Below are 17,437 nucleotides of genomic sequence, written 5' to 3'. Positions count from 1 at the left end.
ACATTCTAAAAAGCTCTTGTTATAGATTGAATGCTCAGTCGGATAATCCGAACTGAGCATTCTGTCTTGTATGAATTAGGTTTTTTACACCTAAATTATTGTTGTACTATGACAGAACAAGAGTTCTTTCCGATAGAAGCACCCATTGTTTCAAGAACTGTTGCTGAAGATACTTCATAAACCTCTACGTCCAATTTTAATTCAACATTGTTTAATACTTGATCTTTTTTCATGATTAGTTCCTCCTCTAATTTTTTGGTTTTTTTATAGAATATTCTATATCTTTCGGCCTTGAATGAATCATAACACAGGCAAAAAACACGTGCGTTTACGATGAGAAGCCCTTACTGCCCATCTAAAACCTATTAGGATCTTAGATATTTTGTTTGCACATAAATTATGACATTTGTCTTAAATTGATATTTTTTATTTTTATGGTATTGCAAAAGAAAAACGTGAGCTTGACGATGGTATTAGCCACGAATGTAGGCTTGTTATTTTAGGTACTTAGACTCTTTATTCTTATAAGCTGGCAAGCAGAACAAAAGCGAAATTCGAGGGCGGCTGGAGCTACACATTACTAGTTCAAATTTATCGTTAATTACAAAGTTTCCTAAAAAACAAAAATCCCATTTCAATGATTTGAAATGGGATTTTATTAAAGGGATTTTTATTCTGTAAAGATTAATCCTCGGAAGGAATCGTTGGATCTTTATGAGAATTTGGAGATACCTCTCCACTATTATTCGTTGTAGTTTTTACTTCATCTGCAAATGCTGGTGTTGCGATAGATACGAATGTAATGAGAGATACAAACACAAATGCTTTGACAATCTTTTTCATAAGTAAGCCTCCTGAGTTTAAATGTAGTTATTTATTACTTAAACCTAGTATAATAGACTTTATTATTATTAGAAAACTCGGATTATATTGATAAGGCCTTATTAACCAGCTTTTTATGGTGCATCACTATGTTTCTATTCTAATTTTAAAATATATAAGACATTTGTCATATTTTAAGGAGTGAGAATTGTGGAAATTAGTTGCAAAGAGCTAGGAGAGGAAATTCGCAGATTGCGAAAAGAGTTAGGATTTTCCCAAAAAGATTTAGCGAACGGTATTTGTTGTCAAACGACCATTAGCAGTATTGAAAAAGGCCGAGCATTTCCAAGTGTTGACATCTTACATTTCTTATCGATACGACTAAATGTTACGATGGATTACTTTTTCACTACATTCAACCAAGATTCTCAATACTATATTAAACTTACAATGGAAAGAGTAGAATACCTAATTAAACAAAAACAATATGAGGAAATATTAGAAATTACTACAATGGAGAAAAAACAAAAGGAAAAAAGGGATTTAGGCATCCGATTTAACCAATTTATTGAATGGCACGACATTCGCGCTAAGCAGTACTTGGGAACTATTACTTGGAAAGAATGTATCGTAGCACTCAAAAGATTAATAACATATAAAAGTAAATATAAGCTACACTTTCAAGATCTGAAAATAAAAAACGTCATCGCTAATGTGTATGCGGAAAATAAACAGTATGATCATGCTGAACAAATTTATAAAGAAATTCTAGCCATTAGCACAGACTTAGAGGTAATCAAGCGATTGAAGCTTAAAGTATTTTTCAACCTTTCTAAGCTATACTTTTATCAAGAAAAATATGCCCAATCAGTTGAAACCTCTCAAAAAGGGATTCGCCTTTCTCTTGAATTAGATGATATTTCAATGCTAGGTAATCTTTACTTACAAAGCGGACAAAGCATGATTAAAATAAACGAAAACCTAGAGATAATTTCCCAACAACTAGAGCAAGCTCTCTTCCTTTACACGATGCAAAAGAAAGAATGGCACATTAACTTTGTAAAAGACCTCTTAAATAACATTACTCACAATATCAAAAGTGTACCAGTTTAATAGTACCTCCTACTTCTTCCCTATTTTAACATTCTGTGAAACATTTTTGTGAAACAAGAAAATTCGGGTGGTGCCTGGCACCTGTAAAGACGGAGTTTATCGGCGATAGTTCTATTATCCTGACATACTGAAAAACGCCACATAATCAGCTAGCTTCATAAGCAACCAATGAACTTATGAGTTAGCTTTTATGTAGGCGTTTTGGTCGGCGGAGTACCGCCATTTTTGTTGTTACTTTACGATTTCTTCTTCTTTTTTGTATTTTAGTTTTGTTGCTTCACCGCCGCGTAAATGTCGGATTGATTTATGATAATCGAGGATTGATTTTACTTCGTTTGCTAGATCTGGGTTAATTTCTGGCAATCTTTCCGTCAGGTCTTTATGGACAGTACTTTTGGAAACTCCAAATTCTTTCGCTATGACACGAACTGTTTTTTTCGTCTCCACGATATACTTTCCAATCTTGATAGTTCTCTCTTTGATGTAATCGTGCACACCACTCGCCCTCCCTAAAATGGATGTTGAGAAGCGTGAAATGAGACCCGCTTTATGTTGTAACGAAGTGCGACTAGTTACACTCGGTCAAAAAGCTTGATTGGCTACTGCGATAATTTCTTCGAGACAATGACGATCCCTCACCTCAAACACTCTCTTTGTATGTTTGGTTAGTAACAGTGTATTAGCTTAAAGCAGGGAATATGCTAAAAAGTCAAGTGGGACAAGGGTTTTATTTGAAAATTCTTTTTTTAGTACATGGTTTTGTGTGGGGACGAGTTGTTTTTTTGTGGATGGTTTGATTAGGGTACTAATGGTTGATGTTCGCTGCAGATGCTCGCTTTCCGCGGGCGGGCCGGGAGCCTCCTCGGCGCGAGCGCCTGTGGGGTCTCCCGTTTCCCGCTTCTCCCGCAGGAGTCTCGCATCTGCAGCGAACATCAACTAGTTTTCAATAATAAAAATACTGTACTATACTATTGTTGTTTTCTCGGCACCAAAAAATTAAAGCCTTAAACATTGACCCAGGTTGGGTTTTGTTTAACGGCTTCTATTTTTATATTTGTTTTTCTTTGTTTTTGGATGTGCGTATTTCTACTGTTAGGGCGCCGTTTTCTATGTGGGTGGTGATTAGGAGTGGGGCGCCGGTTGTGTTTTGGAAGCGGAAGTCTAGTCCGCCGTAGGAGACGGTTGCATCTCTTCCTTTTGGGACGTAGGCTACTTCCAGCGAGTGGTTGTGTAGTTCTACGTAGGTTACGTCTAGTATGTCGATGGCGTTGTATAGGGTGGACGATGTTTGGCAGATGCCGCCGCCTATTCCCATGACTATTTTTCCGTTGTTGATTTCTTCGGCAGGTTGATAGCCGTGGGCTTCATCGCTTGGCCCGACTGTTGTGTTGAAGGAGAACGCGTCGCCTACTCCAAGTATGACGTTGTGGATTGCTTTTGCGGAAAGCTCGATGTTTTTTGTTCTTCCTTCTACGCTCGGGTTAAAGTATGTGGTATAGGATGCGACTACAACTTCATCTAGGGTTGGTATTTCATCGGGTGTGTAGCCACTTTCTGTTAGATAGAGTGGTAATTGGACTTTTCCGCCAGTTTCGGAAACTTGGAGAACTGCTTCTACTAGTTCTGCTTCATCTAAAATGACTTGTGGGCGACCTTTGATGATTTCGCCGTTCTCTCCGATTTTGTCGAGTATCATTCTTTGATCATATCCAGCGGTGGAGTCTGTGCCTCTTGCTAGTGCTTTTGCCCAGTTAGTTAGTGCTTTTTTGTATTGGTCGTCTTCTGTTTTATAGCCCATTTCGATTGGGATGAGGGCTTCGATGACTTCATTTGTTTGTGGGTGGGTGATTTGTACGACTGGGATTTCTGGTTCTTTTTCTTCCTCTTCTTTGGCTTTTTCTTCTTTTTGTCTTTCTTCTTCTCGCTTTTTATATAGGGCGAGTTCTTTTTCTAGTTGTGCTATTTTTTCTTGAAGCTCTTTTTCTTTTGTTTCTACAGTGGCGGTGTCGGCGCACCCAACTAAACCGAAAAGACTAGCAGCCAATAGGCATGACGAGATCCATTTCCATATCCCCATTTTATTCCCAACTTTTCTATATATATTTGGATTGAAACGTATGGTGTTCCATTCCCACTCATACTGTATTCAGGAAAGTTTTGCCATATTCCTGCGGACAGGAACCATTTTTTGACGACAAATTTCTTGGTGAAAAGGGAAAGTTTGGAAAGTGCCTGGCACCAATAAAAAAAGGGCACCATTTGTTTTGGTTACCCTTTTGTTAATTCGTCTCGGTCTGCGGCTTGTGGTGGTCTTTCCATCCATTTATATTTGATGTTTATGTTTGCTCCATCTTCTGCGTAAAGGCCGACTTCTCCTAAAAGCTTGGCGTACATGGTGGTTAGGTCGCGCCTTGGCGATAACGACATTGCCACTCCGTAGTTCCCCATGCCAATACTACTTGCTATTCCGACGTGGAACATGATTAGTTTGTCGGAAAATGGGGCTTCTTTTGATGTGGTAACATTTTCGCTCCACGTCATTGGCACGGGTAGGAAGTCGGATTGAAGATATTTGCTAAAATGTGCAATATGTTTTTGAGCTATTTCTACTCCTCTTAATAAATAACTTTTTACTTCTTTTTGTTTTGTCACTTGTGATAGCCCTAGGCAGAGTGATTCTCCTAGTTTGTTTGTTTGGATATTTGTATACAGATGGGTAACTTCCAAACCAGTTAACGGTCGTTGCTCGCCAAACCAACCTGCTAAGAAGCTTTGTTTTTCCACGAAGTCCACTTCTTTTGGATATGGTATGTATGGAGCCCTGACTTCTAGTCCTTTTGATATTAAGGTTTTCGAAGTGTCGTTAAACAGTTCCATTGTAGAAGATATACAGGACATATAATATTCTTTTATGTCATTTCGGAAAACATTTGGTAGGATGGCTCCATATGTCGCTAATCCACCTTTGGTCATGTTTTTTACATAGTGTAAGTAAAAGGTATCGCTGAATAAACGATCCGCTTTAAGGTTTACATCCTCGTCGGTGAAGCCGATAGGAACGGCAATTCCCTCGTTTTTAAAAATATCGGCTATGATGGCAACATGTTGTTTCGACAAGTCGATTGCATGTTCGATGATATGTTTAATTTCTGTATCTTCTACATGGGCTAAAAAGTGCTTAAACACACATATGGACATGGTGTCGCTAAAGTAGTTTGCCCATAGGTTCGATATTTCTGAGGATGTTAACATGATGTTATGATTTTCCAAAAAAACACCTCCTTATTTTATGGGAATATTTTACCCTAATCATGTTCGGATTATGTGAAATGGGGACGGGGTTCATTTCTCATTTTTGAGTTGTTAGATGTGAAATGAACCCCGTTCCGGTTTCTCGAGAAGGATTTTAGCGTTGGAAGGTGTATTTTATAGGTATGTCTGAGTTGGATTGGGAGATGGAGAGTAATGACTTGGTGTTTAGATAATGTACGGGAGCGCGGGAAAGAGTCACCTTATACGTTTTATGTTCCGAGTGAGGATGTTATTGATTCATTAGAGGTTGGAGATATAGTGAAGCTTATTTTTATGTATGAGCATGGTGTGGAGTATGAATGAGAACGGATGTGGGTGGAGATTCTGGAGCGTGATGGCGACACTTTTAAAGGAGTGCTGGCAAATGAGCCGTATGAGAAAGGTGTACTGGAGTTAGGACAAGAAGTTACGTTTCACGCGGTAAATATTTGTGATACGGAATACGAGGACCCAGAGGCTACTAATTTAGATGATTATTTTGACACGAAAGTTGTTGTGAGTAGTGATGTGTTGGATAAGCAGTCGTTTCATTTTTTGTTAAGGGATAATCCGAAAGATGAGCATGATTCGGGTTGGACGGTGATGAGTGGCTATGAAGAGGATGATTATTTAAACGATCCAGCTAATTTTCAGTACATTTCGATTGGGGTCATTTTGAATATGGATAATTCCATTTTGGCGTTTCTGGATGAGCCTGCTTTGTGTGCGTATGAGCGTGGTACGGATGGGTATTTTTATAAGATAGAAGATTATGATTGGGATGGGTATGTGAATGGGTAGGGTGAAATGGGGACGGGGGTTGATTTCACATTTATAGTTATGGAATGTGAAATCAACCCCGTCCCGGTTTCTCATTATTTATATAAGAGCTCACTTAGTTTGTCGTTATACTCTTTTGGGATCGAGTAGCCGATGTGTGAGTCGGATGTGTTTACTAGGAAACCTATGTTTTCTTTTTGTTTTTCTACGTTTAAGTAGTAAAGATCTGTTGTGTTGTCGTCGTATGTAACAAGCATTTCGTAGAGGATGCTGTAGTCCATTTCGCCTGGCATTCTAACAGCGTTTTGGATAGCAGTTGCGAATAGTTCGATTGTTTCTTTGTCTTTGAATGTTTGAACTTCTGCTTGGTCGGGATACATGCTTTTGCATTCTGCCATGCAGGTGATTTGAACTTTGGTGATTTGTTTCGTGTGTTCGGGTGTCTCCGTATTGTTTTGTTGCTGAGAACAGCCAACGGTTAGTAAAAGGATGAAGCTTATTAATAGTAGAATTTTTTGCATGGTAAAATCCCCCTTGTTTTTGATTTGACGTTAGGGAGTGGAATAAGTTACAAGGTTATTGGGTGCATTGAGGGGACTGACACTTTGATTCATTCGTGTGTCGAATGTTTCGTGATGTCTGTCCCCTCGGTTCATGCTCACCCGTGAAACATTTTGTGAAACAAGAAAATTCGGGTGGTGCCTGGCACCTGGGCTAATTTTCCTTTTTGATGCTGTCTAAGATGATGTAGCCGAGGATGAGTCCGGGTATGGTGGTGTCGTTTAGATGGATAAAATGAGCCATGAATGGTATTTTAGCAGCGCTTTCTGTGAAGTAGAGTAATGGAACCAGCGTGATGAATAGCGTTGGAATTCCGACTGCAAGGAGTTTTGGCCAGTTGACCTTCCAAGTGGCATTATTTTTGGATTCTGTGAGCCATTTCGGTAAGCGCAGTAGCATGCCCATCACTATTGGAAAGGTTATCGTGTAGATGATAGCTGGGTACATGTTGAACGAGTACATTCCTGTTTGGATGATATGTTTTTGGTATGTTAAGCCTATGAAAAAAATGGCCCCAATGGCGATCGTCCAAGCAAAATACTTTAAAAAGTTTTTCATCGTTTTTCTCCTCTCAGTTTACTTATGTCTTTAATACGTATTTTGCAAGGTAAAGTTTCAATGTTAATGAGGGACGGGGTTCATTTCTCATTTAAGAGCTTTCATTGTGAAATCTATCCCCGCCCCCTACTTTCCCATTGTGAAATTTACCCCCGTCCCGAGTTCGCATTTCTATTGGCTACTATCGCTTCTATTGCAAAGAATAATAGAAGTGCAAATAGTGGTAGGCCAATGAAGTAGTAGATATTTAAGTTTTGGGGAGTAAAGAATATGTTGATGATGAGAAGCGATGGGATATATCCTCCTAGGAAGATAATGGCTCTTTTTTTGGCTTGTCGGCTAATACTTTTCGGGTTTTTCGCTACTTTCACAGCGCCTACAAGTATTGTCACTATAGTGCCTAGGATTAATAACAGTGTGAAAAGGATGTACCCCAAAAGAAAGTAGCCTTCAAAAGTGGAGAGATCCCTTTCTTGATTCATTAGGTACACAGAGAATATGGTACTTGTTCCGATAAGGAATATGATGGGTATGAGAAGTTTCTTCATTTTTATTGTTCCTCCACGTGGTTCTTTCCTATTTTTGTTTTATTAGAATTCTACATAATTTCCTTAAATCCTTTTTAAGTGCAACGAGGGGCCAGCCACTTTGAAACATTCGTAGGTCAAATGTTTCAAGATGGCTGGCCCCTCGTTTTTTGGTTTTGTTTTGAAAAAGTAGAAACAAACCGCGTCCCTAATTTAACATTGTGAATGCTGTTATGATTATGGTGTAGATGATGATGCTTGTTGCGATAGGTAGTTTGAGTGCGTTTTGGATTTGTTTGATTTGTTCTGGTGTGGCGTTTTTTTCTACTTTTTTCAGGCGTGTGTAATTTACGACATTCAATATGATTCCGAGAAGTAGGAAGATTGTTAGTAATGATGGGTCTTCTTGGAATGAGATGCCACCTGAATGAACGGCGAATGATTGTAGAATTAGGAATATAAAGACGATGATTAGGCCGATGTTGATGAAAAGGTGGTCGCGTTCCCATGTTACGCCGAGTTGGCTATGCTCATGTTTTTTTATTTTTTCAAAGATTGGTATGAATGATTTTGTTTTGTCGATTCGCTTGATACGGACGATGCTCATGATTAGGACGAGTGTTGCTAATGCCATCATGAAGTGGTTGGCCGCGATGTTTGTCCATACACCGAGGGCGATGACGATCGCAATGTATGTTAAGTAAACGGCGTTATAGGTTAGGATGTGTTGTTTTCTTAATGAGATGATGTGTTGTGTCATTTGGTCGTGCCTCCTGGATTGTGTATATGGTTGATTATACTACATGGATTGGAAAATGGGGACGGGGTTCATATCACATTTTGAATATGTGACATGAACCCCGTCCTTACTTTTCTATTGTTTGATTTCTAGTTTTTTGTTTTCGAGTGCGATTTTGTCTCTTTCTAGTTTAATTTCTTCTAGTTTTAATTCGTGTTTCTTTTTTGCATCGTAAATGCCGAGTATGATTAGGCCGATGAAGAGTATTGCCATTAATAGATAGAATTCTGTTGGTAGCATTTTTTTGTCTCCTGTTCGTTGCTTTTCGATTTGGGTGTGATTTGTTTCAATCTTTCGCTTTTGTGTTTCAATTTGGGGCTGGTGTGTTTCAATCTTAGTTTGTGTATTCTGCTTGATTCGGTTGTGTTTCAATCTCTTCCTTTTGTGTTTCAATTTGTACTTTGTGTGTTTCAATCTCTGCTCTTTGTGTTTCAATTTGACTCAGTTGTGTTTCAATCTAGGGCCTTTGTGTTTCAATCCTTATTTTACCACACGCGATTCCGGCTAAGGGGTGTGAAAGTAGATTATTTAAATACTAGTTTACTTAGTTTCGAAGCATGCTCGGCTGGGATGGTGTAGCCGGTTTCGGTGTTTGATAGATTCACTAGTAGCCCGTCACTGGTTTTGTCGTGATGATCGAGGTTAAGGTGAAATGACTCTGGTAGATGGTGTTCGTAAAGGAAGGTCATTTCGTAATTGGCGGCGTAGTTTAATGTTCCAGCTATTTCGATTGCTTTGGATAAGGCGTCTACGAAGAGTTGGATATCGTTTTGGTCTTCGAACGTTTGAGAGATTGGCTGGTTTGGGTATCTTTCTCTGCATATGGATAGGCATGTGATGGTGACTTTTTTTATTTCGGCGGCTGGTTGTAGCTTGGCCGGTTGGCCGGTTGTGTATGGTAGGCTGTTTGGGTCGGGTGGGTTGTTAGTTCCCTGTTGTTGGGCACAGCCAGTTGTGATTAGTAGGAAGATGATGGTGCATAGACATTTTCTCATGCAAAGTAGCTCCTTTATGTGTCGGAGGGGACAAAAATGTGAAACGAACCCCGTCCCTATTTATCCCTATTTATCATCTTTGTTCAGGAATATGGATTGGACAACGAGGTAGCCGGTTGCGAGTCCGAGTGGGACGGATAGGTTGCCAAGTAGGCCTTTGTCTTCGGTGAAGCTGAATATATAGATGCTTCCGTAAATGAGCGCTGTTGATGCGATGAAGTAGATGGCTGCGTTACGGATGATTGGGAGTGTGGTTTCCCATGGTGCTTGGATGATGTTTTTGATGCCGATGAATAGGGCAAATATGGTGTAGCCGAGTAAGAATATGACGTATGCGATGATTAGGTAAAACGCGATTGGGCCTGCTGAGTCTAGGGCACCAAAGATGACGAGCGTTATGACGATGATGGTACTGATGAATAGTATGGTAAATAGAATTGGGAATAGTTTTTTCATTGTGTTGTATCCTCCGGGTTGAACGTATAACTATATATTCTTCGTTCAACATGGAAATCCCTTCTATATTATTACAGGATTATTACAGGTGCCAGGCACTTGTAATAGTCCTGTAATCAAGGTATTGGTTCGGTTTTGTGGAATATACTTATATAAAGAGGTTTTGGAAGGAGTTGGTTGGATGGGTTTGGAGGCTTTGTTGACTTATGAAAAGACGGCTGCGGATTCTGTTGACTTGTTTTTTAAGGTGATGAATAGTTCGGATGCTCCGGAGAAGGTGACGTTTCGGAGTGGACAGCGATATGATTATATTTTGTATCGTGATGGGCAGCGTGTGGAGCAGTTTTCGGAAGATAAGATGTTTATTATGATTTATGAAGAGTTGTTGGTTGGAGCTGGGGACAGTTTGGATTTTCAGATTCCGTTGACTAAGTTAGAGCCAGGGAGTTATAAGATTGTGGTTTGGTTGGCGGATCGGGATTGGCCTACTGTTAGGGAGCGGTTGGAGTTTACGGTGTAGGTTTTGATTTAATGATGGTTGGCGTGAAGAGGAAACTCCGATTTTTTTGGGAGTTTCCTTTTTCTGTTCTTACTTCCCTTTCACTTCCCAAAATCCATCTATACCATATGTTTTAGATTCAAGAACTTGCATTATTGCTTCTATACATAGCGTTTCTAATCCATGTCCTTTTCCTGGATCAAAAAAGAATGCTAATACATTTGAAACAACATTTTCATAATGGGGATACCCACAAATTTCTGAAATTGTTATTGCAGTTTTGGTTGTACTACGCAACAGATAATATTTCATAAGATATTTAAACTTAGCTTATTTAATCCTTTACATCGTCCTTGCATATTTCACTAACTAGCTGCTACAACGAGTTGTTTTCTTTATTTTTTGGTTCAAGCCTATCACAAAGCTCTTCTACTTTCTTTTTAAACTCTTCCGACACACCATCATCATGTTAGCTTTGTGGACAACTCCTTTTTTCTGAAAAAGCGACTGTTCTTCTTGAGCAATCGCATCCGATTAAAATCTTAATTAGTATTTTCTATCAAAAATTTCTTAACTTCCTCCATATCAGAGCCCTCAATAACAATAGCATTTTGACTTAAGACATAAATATAAGGGACTTCAGTAGCATCTAAAGATGGAAATTCCTTTTGAGTTAATTCTAGACTAAAAGCAATTAAAATCACACCTTTATGCTTATCTTCAAACTCTTGAAACCATTGTAATTGGTCTACATTTCCTTGCTCTGGAACAACATATATAATCCTATATTGTTCAGCAGATAAAGCGTAAGGAAGGTCATCTTTCTTTGAACATCCAAGTAAAATAACCAATAAAAAGATAAGTACACATACTATCTTAGTTTTCTTCATAATTTCCCCCTGTTATCTTACCGTATACTTCACAAAGTCATAATCATCTATGCTGCTCTGACAGAGTATAAAAACACTTCAATATAAAACGTTAATCGCTTCTTGGATCAACGCCTCCGTTAGTTTAGGAACAACACATCATAGCTTTATTCAAATCATTCTTATCGATTAGTATATTACCACTATCATCAATGATAAAATCAATATTGGCATCTGATAGTCTCTTTGTCGATGAATTAATTGTTTCCTGAGAACTTGTTGACGAATCAAGCCAAACAGCGTCAAAGGTCTTTGGTTCAGCTTGACAACCTGTCATGACCATCGAGAGAAGCAACAATATAAATACTGATTTTAGATTCATTTTATATCCTCCTCGTATATTGTTAAAAAACATTCTTTTCTACTATTAAAGTGCGCCGTTACTTCAATAAATCTTCATTTCGATAAAAAGGGCAATAATTCCTTTAAAAATATGTTTTACAATAGAGGAGGAATTGAATTGCTATTATCGAAAGCATGGGAAAGGTATGAATCTGATAAAAGGATAGAGGGAGTTTCCTGTATTGGTTGGTTGTGAAACATTTTGTGAAACAAGATTTTTCGGGTGGTGCCTGGCACCATTGTTATTTTAGTTTTGTGTTGTGTGGATGGTTACAAAGTAGTTTTCTAGGTGTTTTTCTAGTTCGCCGTTTAGTTGGTAGTATTCGTTGTCTGCTTTTTCTATTATGTTGTAAAACTGGTCTTCTTCTATTTCTTCTTTTTCTAGGGCTGTGTACGCTTTCCAGAGGGCTTCGCCGTATGTGTCGACTATTTTCGCATATGGTTTTGCGTTTATTTTGGTTAGTGATTGTATTAGTTTTTGTAGAAAAGTGGTTGGTCCCATTTGTTCGATTTGTTCGGAGAACCAGGTTAGGAAGGCTTCGTGTCCTCCGCTCTCTAGTTCTGAGTAGTAGTGATAGGCTAGGTATACGTCGTTTAGGACTGGGTTGTCTGATGGATAGTCGGATTCTGCAAGTATAGCTATAGTTGCGTTCCAAATTTCTTCTTTTTTCATTGTGATGTCCCCTTTGATTTTTCGAGCCAATGGTTGGCTTCTTTTGTAATGAGATTGTTTAGTTCTTCTTCTGTAAGGTTATTTATGTTGTCTCCATGTCGGTAATCATTGATTTGTTCGCTAATTTCGTACCAAGCTGCTTCTAATTTTTCGTCGTCACTCTTTTCCCACGTTATTTTATATATATCATAAGCTAGGTCGATTATCGATGCTTCTTTTTGGATTATTTTTTCTAGTAATAGATTCATATATTGTTGAACTGCTGTATAGATTGTTGGTTTTTCTATATTAAGTTCTTTTATTGCTTTGTGAAAATAATCTTCAACTTCAAAAATATTGAGAGGTTCTTGTAAGGAAGCTAATACATTTAAGGATGTGGAAGATTGGTCTTGTTCTAGTTGGTGCAGTGCCCATTGGATGTAGTCAGCAGCAACGACTTGGTTGTTGTAGATTTTGTAGTAGAGTATAGCTGTTTCCATTTGTGTCGCCTCCTTGTATTGGCTGTGAAACATTTTTGTGAAACAAGATTTTTCGGGTGGTGCCTGGCACCTTAATGCCTTAATGTTCTTCTATTGACGGTTCTCTCCTTTTCTCAGGGCTAATCGGTCTTGGCTTCCCTTTCTATTGACGGTTCTCTCCTTTTCTGAGGGATAATCGGTCTTGACTTCCCTTTCTATTGACGGTTCTCTCCTTTTCTTACGGCTAATCGGCCTTGACTTCCCTTTCTATTGACGGTTCTCTCCTTTTCTGAGGGCTAATCGGCCTTGACTTCCCTTTCTATTGACGGTTCTCTCCTTTTCTGAGGGCTAATCGGCCTTGACAGCCGTTTCTACTATCAACACTAAACTATTTGAAAAAGAAGTTGTTCAGAAAATACTTTCTGGACAACTTCTTGCATCTTCTCCCTGCTACTCTTTTTCAAAAATCGGTTGGAGGGTAAGGTTGTTTGTTAGTGTTAGTTCGATCGTTTGTTGGGTGTTGTTTGTGCCTTTCCATTCTACGAACTTGTAGCCTGGTTTTGGTGTGGCAGTAATCGTTATTGGTACGCCTTGGAAGTAGTGACCGGTCCAGTTAGATGGGTCTACCACCCCAGGGATCGAGTGGCTTATTTCAATTGAGTTTACTTGTACGGTCCCACCTTCTATCTCTGTTAGAATGGTGATCGAAGCTTTGTCTAACAGGTTGAAATGCGCCATGATGTGGCTACGAATTTGAGCTGGACGTTTTCTCACAAAGCCTTTCATATGCATCACGTTGCTGCGCCAAATATTCATGCTAGTTGGTGCGTTCCATCGCTTAATGTGTTGGTCCATTTCTGGTTCGATGTTGGCTTGTAGTTCTTCGATGATGGCGATCACTCGCTCTGGGGCGAATGTTGTGTTTAGGTGGTCGGCGAACGTGTTGATAAATTTCCGCTTGAATTCGTCGCTTTCGAGCAAGGCACGGAATAGTGCGGTGGACCATTCGTCTTGTTGGGTGGATTCTCGTATTGCCCTTGTTGCCCAAGCGATGGTGTCGTGTTCCGCTTCGACTGAGCCGAGTGAGCGGTCCATGTCGTAGGCGTACCAGCGCCATCTGCCGTCTAGTTGTTTTGGCAAGTTGGATTCGTTCGTGCGGTTTTCGTAGCGCCAAAAGCTGATGTTGTTTTGTGGCCAATCGGTGTTGGCGTTATAAATTTGGGCAACGTAATATTCAATGTAGTTATCGATGTCCATTGATTTTTCGATGTGATCAAAATGGGTTGGCTCGTTCAGGTTGTTCGTGACGGCGTAGTCTACCATGTTGGCATAGTCTTCTACTCCTTGTTCGTCCCCTTCTTCTAAATTTCCATATCTGTCTAAAATAGTAAAGTTGCTGCGGTCGCGGCCGTAGTGGGTTTCAAAATAATGTTGGTCGATCCGGTCGCGCATATTGTGGATGCCCCAGTATTCCCCGTTTAGAAACACAATCGCAGGCTTGTAGTATTGCGTTTCCATTTCCAGGTGACGGATGACGGTTTGAATGGCTGCGTCGCGGAACATAGTCGATCCCCAGTCATTGCCGGAATTTCTTAGCAGTAACCGGTTAAAGTCGTCGATAGGTTTCTCATCGAAAAATTGGTAACTAAATCGACTTGTTCCGTAGTCACTTCTGGAATAGAGGCGAAGCGTTTTTTGTGGCAGCCGCCTTGTGAACGCGCCGTGTACGCGAACTCCGGCATTTTGAGCGAAAGCGCGCTTGCCGTCCGTTTCAAAAAATTCGATATGAATGGGCCGTTCCCAGTCGGTGCCACTTTCATAATAGTTTCCGGTCTCGTCTGGCTTTTCCGCGTTTGGGTCATGATGCATACCCGGTACATAAATGCCCTTCTCGTCACTGAATAAATTTTCGCTATCGGTGGAAAGTGAAATAACGGGAATGGTGTAATCTTGTTGAATAAAGTATGTATGGGTTACCGTTTCACTCTTCCAGTTATCAATGAATTTGGCCGCACGCACGACGGTTCCTTTTGGCACGCTCGTTTGCGGGGCACTCCAGAAACGGCTTTCTACGTTTTTATTCGTCGGAATCATGCTCCATACGTTATCTTCTGGCGTACGGTCTTTTATAGGAATTGGCCCCTCGTATCGATGGGTGTTTTTTTCATTATGAACCGGATCTGGTTCGGACCCGTCTAACGTGTAGTAAATGATCGCATCCGGCGCTGGACTCGTAATCTCTAAAACCATCTCTTCAGAAAAGAACCCCCCGTTTTGTGAAAAAATGGGGAGAGCCATTTCGGCGCTAGAAACGTTCTCGATCGTAAAATCTGTATCTTGTATTTGTTCATAAAAATGCATGACTGGTGTGAAATCGTTGATTAGGTTGCCTTCTAAGTAAAGGCGGTCTCTTAAGTTGTCTAGCGACTGTAACGGTTTGATGTTGGATATCCGGTTGTTCCGTAAGTTTAAGTCTCTCAGTAACACAAGGTTTTGAAGCGGTGTGATATCTGAGATCTTATTGTCGCGAATGTTTAGTTCGCGGAGTGCAGTCATGTTGGCAATGGCTTCGATATTGGTGATCTCGTTGCCGCGTAAGTTTAGTTCATGCAAGTTTGTTAGTGTGCTAAGTTTGGAGATATCTTTTATGTTGTTGTCTCTCAGGTCTAGGGACACAAGGGCTGTTAAGTGTTGAATTCCTTCTAAGTCTTCGATCTCACTATCTCTTAGAACAAGTTCTTGAATGCCTTTTAATTGATCCGCACGAATCTCCCCCACTTCATAATTGATGGCGATGCGAATGGCTTTTTCTAAGTTTTCATCTTTAATAATTGGTCCTGATGCTAAAGCATACGTAATAAACCAGGCGATGAAAAGGATGGGAAAAACAAGTAGTAACAACAGTTTTCGCTTTGTCATGTGGTGCCTCCGTCTATTTTTGCGACCGGGATTTACGGTCGAGTTAGTTGAGTCATAAATTAGTTTTCATATTATTTACAATAATACTACAATTATGAAATAACTTTAACAATCTATTAACATTCTATTATATAATAATTGTATATTTTGGCAGAACACGGTAAGAAGATGCATAGGGACAGCCCCGTTGAATCATTCCATTCGGGATTCGAATGATTCAACGGGTCTGTCCCCTCGATTCGGGGGTGCGAGAATGGCTGGCGAAATGTTTAGTCGGTACGAGTTAAAATTTTTGATTCCTTTTCACGTTTATGAAGAAATGGCGGAAATTTTGAAGCGACGAATGGTGTATGACCGGTACGGTGACGCCCAAGGAAAATACAACATTATTAGTTTGTATTTTGATTCGTTGGATAAAAAAATTTATTATGAAACTCGTAATAAAAGTCGGTATCGCCAGAAGCTGCGTTTGCGTATTTATAATGCGGCTACTTTGGAGGATTTCGCGTATTTTGAGATTAAAAAGAAGTATAAAAATAGGGTGAACAAGCGGCGGACCGGGATTAAGTTAGCGCATGCTTATGACTATTTGGCCCATGGCTCGATGGACGGGCTAGTTTTGGAAGTATCAAATCAGCAGATCTTTAATGAAATTGATTCGTTTCGGAGTTTGTACAATCTTGTGCCAGAAAACATTGTGAGTTATGACAGGCAAGCGTTTGTTGGAGTGGATGACCCGGATTTGCGCGTGACGTTTGATTATAATTTGCGTTGTCGCAAAGATAACTTACGAATTGAAAATGGGGCGGATGGCATTTTTTTTGTCAATGAGGATTTGGTTGTTTTAGAGGTGAAGGTCGACCATAGTGTGCCGCTTTGGCTTTCGCGGTTGTTAGGTGAGTTAGGGTGTCGCAAGGGCAGTGTGTCGAAGTTTTGTACGAGTGTGGATTTGTTAGAGGATGAGTTAGTAGAAAGTTTAGAGGGTGATTTGGGATGGATAGCTTACTAGAAGTATTAAGGCAGCATGATACGACGACTAGAATGACGATTGTGGATGGCTTTTTGGCTGTTTTTTTGAGTTTTATTTTGGCTTTGATTATTACGAAGGTGTATAAGATGACGTATAAGGGGCCTCGTTATTCGCAGTCTTATGTACATACGGTCATTATTATGGGTGTCGTTGTTTCGTTGATTATGATTGTGATTGGGAATAACGTGGCGGTGGCGTTCGGGCTTGTTGGGGCGTTTTCGATTATTCGTTTCCGTAGTGCGATGAGTGATCCGAAAGATATTGCGTTTATCTTTTTTGCGATGGCGGCCGGGATTGCTTGTGGTTTAGGGTTTTACTTGTTGGCGATTATTTTTACGTTGACGCTTTGTGTGTTGATTTATGTGTTGTTTATGTTTAATTACGGGGCACGTGAGGAGTCGCCTCGTACGTTGAAGGTGACGGTGCCGGAAAACTTGCAGTATGATGGGCTTTTGGATGATGTGTTTGCGCAGTATACGTCGTATCACGCATTGAATCGTGTGCAGACGACGAATCTTGGGACAATGATTCAGTTGGAGTATGAAGTGTTGATGAAAGAAGGCGTCAAGGACAAAGAAGTAATGGATGCGATTAGGGAACGTAATTCGAATTTGAACGTGATGATTAATTATGCGGATTTGAATTAAAACGGGGACGGGGTTTGCTTCTCATTAAATGAGAAACA

Annotated in this window: 22 protein-coding genes and 1 pseudogene; 5 read left to right on the top strand and 18 right to left on the bottom strand. The window is 39.9% G+C overall.

The genetic code is table 11. The features are described from left to right. Window positions 1-95: 95 nt before the first annotated feature. Together CDZ92_RS20125 and CDZ92_RS20120 are read right to left on the bottom strand one after the other, a co-directional pair. Window positions 96-233 (bottom strand): hypothetical protein, encoded by a 138-nt coding sequence (locus tag CDZ92_RS20125; RefSeq protein ID WP_157842653.1) that lies wholly within the window; start codon window positions 231-233, stop codon window positions 96-98. 451 nt (window positions 234-684) lie between these two features. Beyond that, window positions 685-843 (bottom strand): hypothetical protein, encoded by a 159-nt coding sequence (locus tag CDZ92_RS20120; RefSeq protein ID WP_157842652.1) that lies wholly within the window; start codon window positions 841-843, stop codon window positions 685-687. A gap of 189 nt (window positions 844-1,032) precedes the next feature. Between CDZ92_RS20120 and CDZ92_RS17080 the strand changes: the two genes are divergently transcribed. Continuing rightward, complete coding sequence (locus tag CDZ92_RS17080; RefSeq protein ID WP_157842651.1) at window positions 1,033-1,935, top strand: helix-turn-helix domain-containing protein; 903 nt, start codon at window positions 1,033-1,035, stop codon at window positions 1,933-1,935. A gap of 231 nt (window positions 1,936-2,166) precedes the next feature. Here the strand turns inward: CDZ92_RS17080 and spoIIID are convergent, their stop codons facing one another. The 3 genes from spoIIID to CDZ92_RS17060 form a co-directional block, all read right to left on the bottom strand. Beyond that, window positions 2,167-2,430 carry a sporulation transcriptional regulator SpoIIID gene (gene spoIIID, locus CDZ92_RS17075; RefSeq protein WP_096156413.1) on the bottom strand — a complete coding sequence of 88 codons (264 nt, stop codon included), beginning with the start codon at window positions 2,428-2,430 and terminating at the stop codon, window positions 2,167-2,169. A gap of 553 nt (window positions 2,431-2,983) precedes the next feature. Next, complete coding sequence (locus tag CDZ92_RS17065) at window positions 2,984-4,012, bottom strand: VanW family protein (RefSeq protein WP_096156411.1); 1,029 nt, start codon at window positions 4,010-4,012, stop codon at window positions 2,984-2,986. A gap of 191 nt (window positions 4,013-4,203) precedes the next feature. Continuing rightward, window positions 4,204-5,205: a DUF3231 family protein gene (locus CDZ92_RS17060; RefSeq protein WP_255249834.1), complete on the bottom strand. Its 1,002-nt coding sequence runs from the start codon at window positions 5,203-5,205 to the stop codon at window positions 4,204-4,206. A 195-nt stretch (window positions 5,206-5,400) separates the two neighbouring features. On the opposite strand from CDZ92_RS17060, the pseudogene CDZ92_RS17055 reads away from it, so the two are divergent. Continuing rightward, a pseudogene (locus CDZ92_RS17055) lies at window positions 5,401-6,027 on the top strand (immunity protein Imm33 domain-containing protein). Between the two features lie 74 nt (window positions 6,028-6,101). Here CDZ92_RS17055 and CDZ92_RS17050 read toward each other — a convergent pair. The 7 genes from CDZ92_RS17050 to CDZ92_RS17020 form a co-directional block, all read right to left on the bottom strand. Beyond that, a complete protein-coding gene (locus CDZ92_RS17050; protein ID WP_096156410.1) occupies window positions 6,102-6,527 on the bottom strand; it encodes a hypothetical protein in 426 nt (141 codons plus the stop codon). A gap of 193 nt (window positions 6,528-6,720) precedes the next feature. Then, complete coding sequence (locus CDZ92_RS17045) at window positions 6,721-7,125, bottom strand: hypothetical protein (RefSeq protein WP_096156409.1); 405 nt, start codon at window positions 7,123-7,125, stop codon at window positions 6,721-6,723. A 146-nt stretch (window positions 7,126-7,271) separates the two neighbouring features. Continuing rightward, entirely contained in the window at window positions 7,272-7,673 is a 402-nt protein-coding gene (locus CDZ92_RS17040) for a hypothetical protein (protein ID WP_096156408.1), read from the bottom strand. Window positions 7,674-7,860: 187 nt separating this feature from the next. Then, on the bottom strand, window positions 7,861-8,412 hold the full coding sequence (locus tag CDZ92_RS17035; RefSeq protein WP_096156407.1) for a hypothetical protein: 552 nt from the start codon (window positions 8,410-8,412) through the stop codon (window positions 7,861-7,863). Between the two features lie 114 nt (window positions 8,413-8,526). Further along, a complete protein-coding gene (locus tag CDZ92_RS20115) occupies window positions 8,527-8,691 on the bottom strand; it encodes a hypothetical protein (protein ID WP_176483798.1) in 165 nt (54 codons plus the stop codon). A 284-nt stretch (window positions 8,692-8,975) separates the two neighbouring features. After that, window positions 8,976-9,446 carry a hypothetical protein gene (locus tag CDZ92_RS17025; RefSeq protein WP_096156405.1) on the bottom strand — a complete coding sequence of 157 codons (471 nt, stop codon included), beginning with the start codon at window positions 9,444-9,446 and terminating at the stop codon, window positions 8,976-8,978. 66 nt (window positions 9,447-9,512) lie between these two features. Then, entirely contained in the window at window positions 9,513-9,902 is a 390-nt protein-coding gene (locus tag CDZ92_RS17020) for a hypothetical protein (protein WP_096156404.1), read from the bottom strand. A gap of 181 nt (window positions 9,903-10,083) precedes the next feature. Here CDZ92_RS17020 and CDZ92_RS17015 point away from each other — a divergent pair, with 181 nt between their 5' ends. Continuing rightward, on the top strand, window positions 10,084-10,422 hold the full coding sequence (locus tag CDZ92_RS17015) for a BsuPI-related putative proteinase inhibitor (protein WP_096156403.1): 339 nt from the start codon (window positions 10,084-10,086) through the stop codon (window positions 10,420-10,422). Between the two features lie 69 nt (window positions 10,423-10,491). Here CDZ92_RS17015 and CDZ92_RS17010 read toward each other — a convergent pair whose 3' ends face one another. From CDZ92_RS17010 to CDZ92_RS16985, 6 genes are all read right to left on the bottom strand, one after another. Beyond that, window positions 10,492-10,698, bottom strand: coding sequence for a PD-(D/E)XK nuclease family protein (locus CDZ92_RS17010; protein WP_096156402.1), 207 nt, complete (start codon window positions 10,696-10,698; stop codon window positions 10,492-10,494). Between the two features lie 245 nt (window positions 10,699-10,943). Further along, entirely contained in the window at window positions 10,944-11,291 is a 348-nt protein-coding gene (locus CDZ92_RS17005) for a hypothetical protein (protein WP_096156401.1), read from the bottom strand. Between the two features lie 124 nt (window positions 11,292-11,415). Further along, complete coding sequence (locus tag CDZ92_RS17000; protein WP_096156400.1) at window positions 11,416-11,652, bottom strand: hypothetical protein; 237 nt, start codon at window positions 11,650-11,652, stop codon at window positions 11,416-11,418. Window positions 11,653-11,919: 267 nt separating this feature from the next. After that, on the bottom strand, window positions 11,920-12,345 hold the full coding sequence (locus CDZ92_RS16995; RefSeq protein ID WP_096156399.1) for a DMP19 family protein: 426 nt from the start codon (window positions 12,343-12,345) through the stop codon (window positions 11,920-11,922). Continuing rightward, the gene (locus CDZ92_RS16990; RefSeq protein WP_096156398.1) at window positions 12,342-12,824 is read right to left on the bottom strand and encodes a hypothetical protein; all 483 of its coding nucleotides are present in this window, start codon (window positions 12,822-12,824) and stop codon (window positions 12,342-12,344) included. Before CDZ92_RS16990 ends, CDZ92_RS16995 begins: the two co-directional genes overlap by 4 nt. Before the next feature lie 429 nt (window positions 12,825-13,253). After that, complete coding sequence (locus CDZ92_RS16985) at window positions 13,254-15,722, bottom strand: CotH kinase family protein (protein WP_096156397.1); 2,469 nt, start codon at window positions 15,720-15,722, stop codon at window positions 13,254-13,256. A gap of 253 nt (window positions 15,723-15,975) precedes the next feature. On the opposite strand from CDZ92_RS16985, the gene CDZ92_RS16980 reads away from it, so the two are divergent. Together CDZ92_RS16980 and CDZ92_RS16975 are read left to right on the top strand one after the other, a co-directional pair. Then, window positions 15,976-16,731 carry a polyphosphate polymerase domain-containing protein gene (locus tag CDZ92_RS16980; protein ID WP_096156396.1) on the top strand — a complete coding sequence of 252 codons (756 nt, stop codon included), beginning with the start codon at window positions 15,976-15,978 and terminating at the stop codon, window positions 16,729-16,731. Then, window positions 16,716-17,399 carry a DUF4956 domain-containing protein gene (locus tag CDZ92_RS16975; protein WP_096156395.1) on the top strand — a complete coding sequence of 228 codons (684 nt, stop codon included), beginning with the start codon at window positions 16,716-16,718 and terminating at the stop codon, window positions 17,397-17,399. Before CDZ92_RS16980 ends, CDZ92_RS16975 begins: the two co-directional genes overlap by 16 nt. Window positions 17,400-17,437: the final 38 nt, after the last annotated feature.

The sequence above is a fragment of the Bacillus sp. FJAT-45066 genome (assembly GCF_002335755.1).
In the GTDB taxonomy this organism is placed as follows: domain Bacteria; phylum Bacillota; class Bacilli; order Bacillales; family Bacillaceae_I; genus Bacillus_CD; species Bacillus_CD alkalisoli.
Note: the sequence above shows the minus strand (reverse complement) of the source record. Positions and strands in the feature narration are given on the sequence as shown.